The sequence below is a fragment of the Streptomyces sp. NPDC017890 genome (assembly GCF_044328675.1).
GTDB lineage: Bacteria > Actinomycetota > Actinomycetes > Streptomycetales > Streptomycetaceae > Streptomyces.
In genome coordinates, this window is record NZ_JBIRHU010000017.1 from 91,952 (window position 1) to 103,596 (window position 11,645).

At 73.1% G+C, this 11,645-nt stretch carries 9 protein-coding genes; 4 read left to right on the forward strand and 5 right to left on the reverse strand.

What is annotated here, in order from left to right; translation table 11 throughout:
- Positions 1–21 precede the first annotated feature (21 nt).
- Both ACH4F2_RS22780 and ACH4F2_RS22785 read right to left on the reverse strand, forming a co-directional pair.
- Positions 22–1,710 carry a DUF885 domain-containing protein gene (locus ACH4F2_RS22780; RefSeq protein ID WP_398134547.1) on the reverse strand — a complete coding sequence of 563 codons (1,689 nt, stop codon included), beginning with the start codon at positions 1,708–1,710 and terminating at the stop codon, positions 22–24.
- A 78-nt stretch (positions 1,711–1,788) separates the two neighbouring features.
- Positions 1,789–2,280 (reverse strand): Lrp/AsnC family transcriptional regulator, encoded by a 492-nt coding sequence (locus tag ACH4F2_RS22785; RefSeq protein WP_398134548.1) that lies wholly within the window; start codon positions 2,278–2,280, stop codon positions 1,789–1,791.
- A 60-nt stretch (positions 2,281–2,340) separates the two neighbouring features.
- On the opposite strand from ACH4F2_RS22785, the gene ACH4F2_RS22790 reads away from it, so the two are divergent.
- Positions 2,341–3,564 carry a trans-sulfuration enzyme family protein gene (locus ACH4F2_RS22790; protein ID WP_398134549.1) on the forward strand — a complete coding sequence of 408 codons (1,224 nt, stop codon included), beginning with the start codon at positions 2,341–2,343 and terminating at the stop codon, positions 3,562–3,564.
- A 23-nt stretch (positions 3,565–3,587) separates the two neighbouring features.
- On the opposite strand, the gene ACH4F2_RS22795 is transcribed toward ACH4F2_RS22790, so the two are convergent.
- From ACH4F2_RS22795 to ACH4F2_RS22805, 3 genes are all read right to left on the reverse strand, one after another.
- Positions 3,588–4,937, reverse strand: a complete 1,350-nt coding sequence (locus ACH4F2_RS22795) for a GNAT family N-acetyltransferase (protein ID WP_398134550.1) — start codon at positions 4,935–4,937, stop codon at positions 3,588–3,590.
- Positions 4,938–5,400: 463 nt separating this feature from the next.
- Positions 5,401–6,987 carry an alkaline phosphatase D family protein gene (locus ACH4F2_RS22800; protein WP_398134551.1) on the reverse strand — a complete coding sequence of 529 codons (1,587 nt, stop codon included), beginning with the start codon at positions 6,985–6,987 and terminating at the stop codon, positions 5,401–5,403.
- 292 nt (positions 6,988–7,279) lie between these two features.
- Positions 7,280–8,755, reverse strand: a complete 1,476-nt coding sequence (locus tag ACH4F2_RS22805) for a PLP-dependent aminotransferase family protein (RefSeq protein ID WP_398134552.1) — start codon at positions 8,753–8,755, stop codon at positions 7,280–7,282.
- Positions 8,756–8,907: 152 nt separating this feature from the next.
- On the opposite strand from ACH4F2_RS22805, the gene ACH4F2_RS22810 reads away from it, so the two are divergent.
- The 3 genes from ACH4F2_RS22810 to ACH4F2_RS22820 all read left to right on the forward strand — a co-directional run bounded on the left by ACH4F2_RS22810 (position 8,908) and on the right by ACH4F2_RS22820 (position 11,637).
- A complete protein-coding gene (locus ACH4F2_RS22810) occupies positions 8,908–9,414 on the forward strand; it encodes a hypothetical protein (protein WP_398134553.1) in 507 nt (168 codons plus the stop codon).
- On the forward strand, positions 9,398–10,360 hold the full coding sequence (locus ACH4F2_RS22815; RefSeq protein WP_398134554.1) for a bifunctional lysylphosphatidylglycerol flippase/synthetase MprF: 963 nt from the start codon (positions 9,398–9,400) through the stop codon (positions 10,358–10,360). Before ACH4F2_RS22810 ends, ACH4F2_RS22815 begins: the two co-directional genes overlap by 17 nt.
- A 143-nt stretch (positions 10,361–10,503) precedes the next feature.
- Positions 10,504–11,637, forward strand: coding sequence for an acyl-CoA dehydrogenase (locus tag ACH4F2_RS22820; RefSeq protein WP_398134555.1), 1,134 nt, complete (start codon positions 10,504–10,506; stop codon positions 11,635–11,637).
- The last annotated feature ends 8 nt before the right edge of the window (positions 11,638–11,645 follow it).

Sequence of the window (11,645 nt, forward strand, 5' to 3'; positions counted from 1 at the left end):
GAGCCGGGTTTGGAGCCCGGATCAGAGTCGGGACAGCTCGTCCACCAGGTCGTCCAGGCCCAGCGAGCCCTGGGAGAGGGCCGCCATGTGCCAGGCCTTCGGGTCGAAGGCGTCGCCGTGCCGCTTGCGGGCGTTCTCCCGGCCCAGCAACCACGCCCGCTCACCGAGCTTGTAGCCGATCGCCTGGCCCGGGATCGTCAGGTACCGGGTCAGCTCGCTCTCCACGAAGTCCGCCGGACGGCTGCTGTGCGCGCCGAAGAACTCCTGCGCCAGCTCCGGCGTCCAGCGCTCGCCCGGGTGGAAGGGGGAGTCGGCCGGGATCTCCAGCTCCAGGTGCATGCCGATGTCCACGATGACCCGCGCGGCCCGCATCATCTGCGCGTCCAGGTAGCCGAGCCGCTGCTCCGCGTCGGTGAGGAAGCCCAGTTCGTCCATCAGCCGCTCCGCGTACAGCGCCCAGCCCTCGGCGTTGGCGCTGACCATGCCGACCGAGGCCTGGTAGCGGGAGAGGTCCTCGGCGACGTGCGCCCACTGGGCGAGCTGGAGGTGATGACCGGGGACACCCTCGTGGTACCAGGTGGAGACCAGGTCGTAGACCGGGAAGCGGGTCAGGCCCATCGTCGGCAGCCAGGTGCGGCCGGGGCGGGAGAAGTCCTCGGACGGGGACGTGTAGTACGGGGCCGCCGCGCTGCCGGGCGGGGCGATCCGCGACTCCACCTTCCGCACCCGCTCGGCGAGTTCGAAGTGGGTGCCGTCCAGCGCCTCGATCGCCTGGTCCATCAGGCCCTGAAGCCAGTCGCGGACCTCGTCGACGCCCTCGATGTGCTTGCCGTGCTCGTCCAGGTGCGCCAGCGCCACCCACGGTGTCTCGGCGCCCGGCAGGATCTTCTCGGCCTCCTGCTTCATCTCGGCGAGCAGCCGGTGGTACTCGGCCCAGCCGTACGCGTACGCCTCGTCCAGGTCCAGGTCGGTGCCGTTGTAGTAGCGCGACCAGCGGGCGTAGCGCTCGCGGCCCACCGTGTTCGGGGCGTCCTGGATCGCCGGCGCGTACACGTCGCGCAGCCAGTCCCGCAGCTCCACCACGGCCGCGGTCGCGCCCCGCGCAGCCTCGTCCAGCTCCGCGCGCAGCGCGTCGGGGCCGGCGGAGGCGAAGTCCTCGAACCAGCCGCGGCCCTCACCCGTGTCCGCCCACTCGCCGAGCTGCTCGACGAAGGTGGCGGTCGGGCGCGGAGCCGCGTACAGCTTGCGTTCCAGACCCAGGGCCAGGGACTCGCGACAGCCCGCGAACGCCGCCGGCACCGCGCGCAGCCGCTCGGCGATCCGCGCCCAGTCCTCCTGCGTCTGCGTCGGGGTGATGGTGAAGACCTCGCGCACCGAATGCGCGGCAGTGCCCATGTTGCCGACCGAGCGCAGGCCCTCCTCGGCCTCGTGCACGGCGAGTTCGGCGGTGAGACGCTCGCGCAGCAGCCGGGCGCAGCGCCGCTCCACGTCGCTGTCCCCGCCGGGCCGGCGCTCCGCCTCGTCCAGCAGGGCGAGCGTGGTCCGTGCCAGCTCCGCGAGCGCCTCCTGCCCGGCGGGCGAGAAGTCGGGCAGGCGGCTGGAGCTCTCCTGCACGCCGAGGAACGTACCGGTGACCGGGTCGAGGGCGATGAGTTCGTCGACGTAGGCGTCGGCGACCTCGCGGGGCAGCGGGCTCTTGGTCTCTGACATGCGGACATCCTCATACGGATTCCGGTGCCGCGTCAGCCCGGTTCGCCGGGCCCGCCGCCGCGGGTGGCCGGATTTCGCTCAGGGCGTGGCCGGGGGCGCGGCGGGCGGCAGCAGGGGGCCGCACTCCCACTGCTGGAAGATGAGCCGCGTCTCGACACGGGCCACCTCCGGCCGGGAGGTGAACCCGTCCAGGACCAGCCGCTGCAGGTCCGTCATGTCCGCGACCGCGACATGGACGAGGTAGTCGTCCGGGCCGGTGAGGTGGAAGACGGTGCGCGACTCCGGAAGTGCCCGGATCCGCTCCACGAACGGGCCGACCAGCTCCCGCCGGTGCGGGCGCACCTGCACGGACAGCAGCGCCTGGAGGCCGCGGCCGAGCTTCGCCGGGTCCAGTTCGAGCCGATGGCCGAGGATCACCCCGGCACGCCGCAGCCGGGTCACCCGGTCCAGGCAGGTCGACGGGGCCACCCCGACCTGGGCGGCGAGATCGCGGTAGGTGGTCCGGGCGTCGTTCTGCAGCAGCCGCAGCAGATGAAGATCCACCGGATCCAGTACGACAGATTCTGCCATCTGCCGAACGTAGCACGGCCTGCGGTCGCGCAGGGCCGGTCGGTGTTCACTCTTCGAGTCATGGACTCTGCGCGCACGCACACGTCACCACCCGACGACGTACGCATCACCGCTCCCACGGGCAGGGCGCTGGCCACCGAGGCCGTGCACGCCGGCCGCGACGATCTCGCCGCCCAGGGGCTGCACGCCCCGCCCATCGACCTGTCCACGACCTACCCGTCGTACGACAGCCGCGGCGAGGCCGCCCGCATCGACGCGTTCGCCACCAGCGGCGCCGACCCCGAGGGCCCGCCGGTCTACGGCCGCCTCGGCAACCCCACCGTCGCCCGTTTCGAGACGGCGCTGGCCCGGCTGGAGGGCACCGAGGCCGCGGTCGCCTTCGCCAGCGGAATGGCCGCGCTGAGTGCTGTCCTGCTGGTCCGCGCCTCGATGGGGCTGCGGCACGTCGTGGCCGTACGTCCCCTGTACGGCTGCAGCGACCACCTGCTGTCCGCCGGACTGCTCGGATCCGAGGTCACCTGGACCGACCCGGCGGGCATCGCGGACGCGCTGCGCCCGGACACCGGCCTGGTGCTCGTGGAATCACCGGCCAACCCCACGCTGGCCGAGGTGGACCTGAGGGCCGTCGCCCACGCCTGCGGATCCGTACCGCTGCTCGTGGACAACACGTTCGCCACGCCCGTGCTCCAGCGCCCCACCGAACAGGGCGCGCGCCTGGTGCTGCACAGCGCCACCAAGTACCTGGGCGGGCACGGGGACGTGCTGGCCGGTGTGGTGGCCTGCGACGAGGAGTTCGCGGGCCGGCTGCGGCAGGTGCGCTTCGCCACCGGTGGCGTACTGCACCCGCTGGCCGGCTACCTGCTGCTGCGCGGGCTGTCGACCCTGCCCGTGCGGGTACGCGCCGCCTCCGCGAACGCCGCCACGCTCGTCCAGCGGCTCACCGCCGACCCGCGCGTGGCCCGCGTCCACTACCCGCGCATCGGCGGTGCGATGGTCTCCTTCGAGGTCCACGGCGACCCGCACGAGGTCATCGGCCGCGTCCGTCTGATCACCCCGGCCGTCAGCCTCGGCAGCGTCGACACGCTCATCCAGCACCCGGCGTCCATCAGCCACCGCATCGTGGACGCCGACGACCGCCGGGACGCCGGAGTCGTCGACCGGCTGCTGCGCCTGTCGGTCGGCCTGGAGGACGTCGACGATCTGTGGGCCGACCTGGACCGGGCGCTGGGGGAGCGGGTGGCCGGGGCGATCCCGCTGCGGGAGGCACTGTCGCGGGCCGACTGATCCGCGCGGCACCGCCGGCCGGCTCACTCCATGCCGATACGCTCCCCGCGCGGCAGCCGGGCCGCGGCCCGCGCCGCCGGGTCCAGGCGGGCCGTGATGACCAGGGTCCCTTCCTCGATCTGGTAGTCGAGGGGGAGGCCCAGGCCGCGCATCGCGGCGACCATGCCGGTGTTGGACGCCTGCGTCACGGCGTACACGCTCTCGCAGCCCGTCTCCGCCGCCATCGTCACGAGCCGGTCGAGGAGTTCACCGCCGATGCCCCGGCGCTGCCACGTGTCCTCGACGAGCAGCGCGACCTCGGTCTCGTCCCCGTCCCACAGCAGGTGCCCCAGCCCGACGATCCGCCCCGACGCGGTCTGCACGGCGAGGGTACGGCCGTGGCGCGGGCCGAGCAGGTGGTTGAGATACCGGTCGGCGTCACCGACCGGGCCGTGATACCGCATCCCGAGCGTCCGCGTCGAGCACCGCTCGTGCATCGCCTTCGCCGCCGGAACGTCACGCGTGTCGGCCCGGCGGACCGTGATGTCGCTCCCCTCCGGCAGCGTCAGCACGTCCAGGCTGCGCGGGATGCGCGGGCCGAGCCGGGCGTCCAGCTCGACCAGCGCCCGCGCCCGGGCGAACTCGGCCGGGGTGAACGGAAGATACGGCCGCTCCACGCTGATCATCCCGCCCTCCGGGGCGCGCAGCCGCAACACGGTGTCCTCCAGCGCGCCTTCCGGCGGTACGTCGTCCGCCGCGCCGTCCCCGACGGCCGCCGGCCACGAACGGATGGTGCACCGGCCCAGCAACTGCCGCAGCGCCAGCGGGAGTTCCGCCGCGTCCAGAGCCGTGCGGGCCGCCAGCCCCAGTATCCGGGTCGGCGCGTCGACCAGGTCGTGGGCGTCCGCCCGCTCGGTCCAGGTGTGGTCACCGCCCGCCGCCGACACCACGCCCGCCAGCTCGGCCCCCGTCAGCTCACCCGGGGCACGGAGCAGGAACTCGTCCACCGTGCCCTCGGCCAACGGGTGCGTCTGCAGGCTCAGGATGTCGACCCGCCGGTCGGCGAGGGCCGCGCACAGCACGGCCAGCGACCCCGGCGCGTCCCGCACCGTCGTCCGCATCCGCCACAACGCGCTGCCCGCGGCGTCGGCACCGGCATCGGTGGAGGCACCGGTCCCGGTCCCGGCCTCGTCATCGGCCCGGCTCCCGGCCGCCGCTGCGGACCGCGGCCGGGAGCCGGTATCGTCCGCCGGCGGGGCGTGCCCGTGGCGCCGTGACCACCAGGTGTGGAACCCCGCCGTGGCGATCAGTGCGGCCACCGAGGCGAGCAGCATCACGGGCACCCCGGGGCCGTGCCCGACGAGGTGGGCCACGGCATCCGTCACATCAGACATGTCTCGAGTCATGCAGCCACTGTGATGGAGCGGTGTTGCGTGATCACGAACGCTCTGTGACCGATGGGTAAAAAAGGCTTCCGGGGCATTTACCGCATTCTGCGGGACGCACCGAACCGGTCCGCAGAATGCGCCAGGTGCGGCACGTCGCCCCGGGCTCCCGTCCGCTCGGCGCACTCGGGCACCACGGTGACCGCGCCGGCGGGCATCGCGCCCTGCGAGGTCTCCGGCCCCACGCGCCGTCCGCCCGCCACGGATCCCAGCGCGGGGGGCCGTCGGCAGGCCACGGCCTGCAAGGATCGCCTCTTACGGAAAACCGTGGAGCCAGCCACTGACCATCGGTCCGACCTGCCAAAGCGGCCCAGCAGGGCGGCCAGTCGAACTGCGCGCGCGGGAGAAGGAAGCAGGCCGCGCACCGGGGGATGACGCCGGTGCGCGGCACACCCGACAGGCTATACGGGAGTTACTGGCCGACCCTGCCCGGCTGGAGCACCTTCGTGAACAGCACCGTCCCGTCCTGCTCACGCAGCCGCACCGTCATCTCGGCGCTGTCGCCGTCGATGTCGACCTCGCCGAAGAACTGGTAGCCGCCCGCGGGGGAGACGTTGGAGGCGGTCGGCGCCTTCACGAACACCCTTTCCGGGCCGAAGGTGCCGTCGAGCGCACTGGCCGGGAAGGCACCCGCGTTGAGCGGCCCGGACACGAACTCCCAGAACGGCTCGAAGTCGGTGAACGCGGCCCGCGAGGGCTGGTAGTGCTGGGCCGAGGTGTGGTGCACGTCGGCCGTCATCCACACCGTGCCGGTGATCCGACGGTGCTTGATGAAGCGCAGCAGCTCGGCGATCTGCAGCTCGCGCCCCAGCGGCGCGCCGGGGTCGCCCTGCGCGATCGCCTCGATGTTCGCCTTCCCCTCACCGCCGTCGGGCACCACCAGGCCGAGCGGCATGTCGGCGGCGATCACCTTCCACACCGCACGCGACCGCGACAGCTCCCGCTTGAGCCACTCGAGTTGCTCGCGGCCCAGGATGCCCTGCGGGTCCACCGTCTCGTCGCCGGGGGAGTTGGCGTTGCGGTACGTCCGCATGTCCAGGACGAACACGTCCAGCAGGGGGCCCTGGCGCAGCACCCGGTGCACGCGGCCCTCCCGTGCGCCGGGGCGCAGCGTGGAGATCGGGAAGTACTCGGCGAACGCGCGCCGGGCCCGGGCGGCCAGGACGTCGACGCTCTTCTCGGTGTAGCGGCTGTCCGTGTCCGCGATCACCTGGCCCGGGTACCAGTTGTTGCGGACCTCGTGGTCGTCCCACTGGATGACGGACGGGACCTGGGCGTTGAAGCGGCGCAGGTTCTCGTCGAGCAGGTTGTAGCGGAAGTTGCCGCGGAACTCGGCCAGGGTCTCGGCGACCTTGGACTTCTCCTCGGTGGTGATGTTCCGCCAGGTGCCGCCGTCGGGCAGGGCGGCCGTCGCGGCTATGGGGCCGTCGGCGTAGATGTTGTCGCCGCTGCACAGGAAGAAGTCCGGGTCCAGGGCGCCCATGGCGTCGTAGATGCGGTAGCCGCCGAGGTCCGGGTTGATGCCCCAGCCCTGGCCCGCCAGGTCGCCGGACCACACGAAACGCACTCCCTCGCGCCGGCGGACCGGCACCGTGCGGAAGGTGCCGGGCACCGGCTCACCGGTGCGGCGCGGGTCGTCGGGGTCGGCGAGGAGCACGCGGTAGTGGATCTGCTCGCCCGGCGGCAGGCCGCGCAGCCTGGTCGTGCCGGTGAAGTCCGTGTCCGCCCCCAGCAGCGGGCCGCGCCATCTGCGCGGGTTGCGGAACGACTCGGTCGCGGACGTCTCGACGATCATCCGGGCCGGCCGGTCGGACCGCACCCACACCAGACCGGAGTGGGAGGTCACGTCTCCCGTCTGCACGCCCCAGCCCGCTCCCGGCCGCCCGGAACGGGCGAACGCCGGTGCCGCCCCGAGAGCGGTGGGCAGGGTGAGGGCCGCCGACGCGGCAAGGGAGCCGCGCAGCACGCTGCGGCGACCGGGCAACGGACGGTGTGACATGGATGCGCCTCCAGGGACGGGACCCGGCCAGTGTTTCGGCCGGTGTGCAGAGCCAGACCTACTGGTGCGGCGCGGCGATCACGCAAACGCCGGGTGAACAACCGTGCGCCCGCGCGCGGGGAGCGCCTCACCGGCCCGTGTCACACGGCCTGCGCCGTCGTCCCCACCGCCGCTGCGTGTCACGCGGCTCGGCTCCCAGTCCCGCCGCCGCTGCGTGTCACGCGGCCGTTGCCCCGAGTCCCGCCGCCGCTGCGTGTCACGCGGCCGTTGCCCCGAGTCCCGCCGCCCCGCGTCACACGGCCTTCGCCATCATCTCCACCCCCGCCCGGATCCGTCCCGGTGCGAGATGCGCGTACCCCAGCACCAGCCGCACCTCCTTCCGGGCCGCCCCGTCACTCCCCGCCTCGCCACCCCCCGCGTCGTGCCCGTACTCCGCGAGTGGGCGCACCGCGACCCCGGCCTCCGACACACGCGCGAGGAAGCGCTCCTCAGGGCCGTACTGCTCGGGGAGGGTGGCGATGGCGTGGAGTCCGGCGGCGATGCCGAAGACACGGGAGCCGGGGAAGTGCTCCGCCAGTGCGGCCACCAGCGCGTCGCGCCGTTCGCGGTAGGCGCGCTGGCAGAGGCGCAGCTGGCGGTCGTAGTCGCCGCGCTCCACGAAGCGGGCGAAGAGTGCCTGGTCGAGCGCCGGGTGTCCGAGGTCCGTGGTGCGTTTGCGCTCCACGACGTCGTCCGCCAGCCACTCCGGTACCAGCAGCCAGCCCAGCCGCAGCCCCGGCGCGAGGGACTTGCTGACCGAACCCGTGTAGGCGACGCGTTCCGGATCGAGTCCCTGGAGCGCGCCCACCGGGGCACGGTCGTAGCGGAAGTCTCCGTCGTAGTCGTCCTCCAGGACGAGCCCGTCCACGGACCGCGCCCAGTCCAGCAGTTCCGCGCGGCGCCGTGCCGAGTAGGCGATCCCGGTGGGGAACTGGTGGGCGGGCGTCGTCACGACGGCCCGTACACCCGAGGCGCGCAGCGGGCCGATGGCGAGACCCTCGTCGTCCAGGGGCAGCGGCACGGTACCGACGCCCGCCGCCGCGTACAGGGCGTCGTGCTGGGGGCTGCCGGGGTCCTCGACGCCGGTGGCGCGCATCCCGCGCGCGTGGAGCACGTCGGCGAGCAGCGCCGTCGCCTGCGCCACCCCGGAGACGACGACGACCCGCTCCGGGTCCGCCACCACGCCCCGGCGCCGCGTGAGGAGCTCGGCCAGGGCGGTCCGCAGCCGGGGCAGCCCCCGCGGGTCGGGATAGCCGAGGCCCTCGTGCGGCAGGTCCGTGAGCACGCCGCGCTGCGTGGCGGCCCACGCCGAGCGCGGGAAGAGCGACAGGTCGGGCGTCCCCGGCACGAAATCGGCCCGGTCGCCCCGTGGGCGCGGGGCGAGATCGCGCGCGCGTGGACGGGCGGCCCGTACGGCGTCGCCCACCCAGGTCCCCGCGCCCCGCCCGCTGCGCAGATAGCCCTCGGCCGTCAGCTGCTCGTACGCCTCCGTCACGAGCCCCCGCGACACCCCCAGGTCGGCCCCGAGATCCCGGCTCGACGGCAGGCGGGTGCCCGGCGTGAGCCGGCCGGAGCGGACGGCGTCCCGCAGCGCCGCCTGCAGTGCGCGGCCACGTGAGCGTGCCGGTGCCGAGACGGCGGGCAGCAGCAACTCCCAGGCCGCTGTGCCGTCGGCGGTTCGGCCGGCGGAGCCCGGACGGCCGTCCGGGCCGGTCGGCGCTGACGTCATGGAAACAGTCCCCCCGAGGATCACGTCCGGTCAATCGCCCCCACTTTACGAGGGGTTGGGTCCGCCGGTGCGTAAACCGTAGTGACAGACCACAGCGAGGGGGGCAGGCCGGTGCCGGGCCCCGGAATCGTCAGCGCAATCCAGGAGCGCCCGTGGACGCCAAGAACCGTTTCGAGACGAAGGCCACCTTCGCTCTCTCCCGACTCGAATGGCTGGGCTTTCTCACCGTATCGCTCGTGCTCGCATTCCAGCACCGTACGGAAATCCGCTGGGGCGTGTTCGTGCTGCTGTTCGTGGTGATCGACGTCATCGGTTATCTACCCGGCGCGATCGCTTTCCGGCGCAGCCCCGACCGGCGCGTTCCGCGCGGCTGCTACGTGGCTTACAACGCGATGCACAGCCTGGTCACGGCAGGTGTCCTGGCCGGGGCGTGGGCGCTGTTCGTCCGGCCGGAATGGGCACTGCTCGCCCTGCCGATCCACCTCATGGGAGACCGGGCACTCTTCGGGAACTCCCTCAAGCCCTTCGGTGTCGCCTTCGAACCGGAAACCACCCCGGCGTTCCGGGAGTTCGAGCGGCGATATCACGCATCTCCGGATTCCGGTGAAGGCGCCGCGGCGCGGACTCCCGTGGAGGAAAACAATGCCGTCCGTGCTTGACACGCTGGCCGCGCACAGCGACAACCCCAGTTCCTTTCTCGCCCTCAACAGCGGGAACACGTACTTCCACGACGACCGGTTCGAGGGCGCCTGCGCCTACCGCACCTCCGGCCGCTACGTCCTGCAGTTCGGCGGCCCCTTCGCGGCGCCCGAACACCGTGCGCGGCTGTTGGACGCCTTCGCCGCGCACGCCGGACGCCGCCTGGTCGCCGTGCAACTGCAGCGGGCGGACGCCGAGCTGTACGCGGAGCACGGCTTCACGGTCAATCAGATCGGGGCGTCGTACGCCGTCGACCTGAGCCGTTTCACGCTGCGCGGCTCACGGTTCGTCCGGCTGCGGAACAAGATCTCACGCGCCCGGCGGGCCGGCCTGGAGGTCGCCGAGGTACTGGACGGTGACGCACGTGCCGAACTGGACCGGATCGACCAGTGCTGGCTGCGGGAGAAGGGCCGGCACGTCAAGGAGCTGCGCTTTCTCGTCGGCCAGCGGAACGGCAGCCTGCAGAGCCACCGCCGTCTGTTCGTCGGCCGGATCGACGGCGAGGCGGCCGGATACATCAACTACTCGCCGGTCTACGGCAGCCGCCCCGGCTGGCTCCACGACCTCAGCCGGCGCCGCCCCGACGCGCCGCCCGGCGTGATGGAGGCGCTCAACGCCACCGTCATGGAACGGCTGACCGCCGACGGCGCCGGCTGGCTGCACTTCGGGTTCACCCCGTTCACCGGGCTCGCCCCGGAGCACGAACCGCCGGGCGCCAGCCGCCTGTTCTCCCGGTTCGCCCGGCTGCTGGCCGAGCGCGGCGACGCGGTCTACCCCGCGGCCTCCCAGCTGGAGTACAAGCAGAAGTGGGCCCCGCACGCCGTCCTCCCGGAGTACATCGCCTTCCGCGGCAGGCCGCGCCCCGGCGCCGTCTGGCAGCTGCTGCGCGCCACCAACGCCGTGTGAGTCACCGCTTCCACGGCGGCGCACATGCCGCGCGGCTGCCGTGGGAGCGCTGTACGAGTGCAGCACTGCCGTACGAGTGCCGCACGAGCGCCTGCGAGTGACGCGCAGGTTCCCCGCCCGTCCCACCCCGGAGGACCACGTCCATGAGATTCCTCGAGCGTGAACGCGCCGCCCTCGCCAAGCTGCTGCCCGACCTGGACCACGCCCTGTGCGAGATCCCGCTGATGGAGATGGAGCGGCCGGGCAGCCCCGGCATCCGGTACTTCCGGGACAGCGGCGGCCCGGGACTCCTGGTCCCGGAGTCCCACCAGGGCCGGGGCGCCACCGCGCTGGACGCGCTGCGTGTGCAGCGGGCCATCGGCAGCCGCTCTCCGTCGCTCGCCGTGGCCACCACCATGCACCACTTCTCCGTGGCCACCCTGGTCGGACTCGGCGGCCACGGCGGCGGCCTGGAGTGGATGCTGATCGAAGGCGTGGCCTCGGCCAACCGCCTCATCGCCTCCGGTTTCGCCGAGGGCCGCGGCGGCGCCGGCATCCTGGACCCGTCGATGACCGCCACGGTGACCGCGGACGGCATCCGGATCAACGGCGTCAAACGACCGTGCAGCCTCGCCCGCTCCATGGACGTGCTCACCGCGAGCGTCATGATCCCGCGTGAGGACGGGCAGGGCGACGAACTCGCCGTCGCCCTCGTGCCCGCGCAGAGCGAGGGCCTGAACGTCAGCGGCTTCTGGTCCAGCGCCTTCCTCGCCGGCGCCGAGAGCGAACAGGTCACGCTCACCGACGTCCTGGTCCCCCCGGAACTCCTGCTGCGCACCGCGACGACCTCCGGCGAACGGCTCGACGAGCTCCAGACGGCCGGTCTGATCTGGTTCCAGGTGCTGATGACGGGCAGCTACCTCGGCGCCGCCGGCGCGCTGGTGGAGCGGGTGCTGCTGAACGACCGCATCCCCGAGCACGAGCGTGTACGCCTCTTCGTCGAGGCCGAGGCAGCCATGGCCACCGCCGAGGGCGTCGCCCGCCGTATCGACGCCGGTGACCTGGACGAGTCGGCGCTCGCGCAGGCCCTGTACGCGCGCTACGGAGTCCAGGACGCCATCGCCCGTGTCGTGCCGCGCGCGGTCGAGCTGCTCGGCGGGCTCAACTTCATGACGTCCGACGAGGTGGGCCACCTGGCGGCCTGCGCCAACGGACTCTCCCTGCACCCGCCGTCCCGCTCCCGGATGACCGGCTCGTTCTCCGCCTACCTGGCCGACCGGCCGCTCGCCATCGCCTGACCCCACCC

Excerpts from the sequence above, each read along its gene's own strand:
- ACH4F2_RS22805 (WP_398134552.1), bottom strand. The coding sequence starts at position 8,755 with ATGACGTCAGCGCCGACCGGCCCGGACGGCCGTCCGGGCTCCGCCGGC.
- ACH4F2_RS22815 (WP_398134554.1), top strand. The coding sequence starts at position 9,398 with ATGCCGTCCGTGCTTGACACGCTGGCCGCGCACAGCGACAACCCCAGT.
- ACH4F2_RS22780 (WP_398134547.1), bottom strand. The coding sequence starts at position 1,710 with ATGTCAGAGACCAAGAGCCCGCTGCCCCGCGAGGTCGCCGACGCCTAC.
- ACH4F2_RS22820 (WP_398134555.1), top strand. The coding sequence starts at position 10,504 with ATGAGATTCCTCGAGCGTGAACGCGCCGCCCTCGCCAAGCTGCTGCCC.
- ACH4F2_RS22800 (WP_398134551.1), bottom strand. The coding sequence starts at position 6,987 with ATGTCACACCGTCCGTTGCCCGGTCGCCGCAGCGTGCTGCGCGGCTCC.
- ACH4F2_RS22795 (WP_398134550.1), bottom strand. The coding sequence starts at position 4,937 with ATGTCTGATGTGACGGATGCCGTGGCCCACCTCGTCGGGCACGGCCCC.
- ACH4F2_RS22785 (WP_398134548.1), bottom strand. The coding sequence starts at position 2,280 with ATGGCAGAATCTGTCGTACTGGATCCGGTGGATCTTCATCTGCTGCGG.
- ACH4F2_RS22790 (WP_398134549.1), top strand. The coding sequence starts at position 2,341 with ATGGACTCTGCGCGCACGCACACGTCACCACCCGACGACGTACGCATC.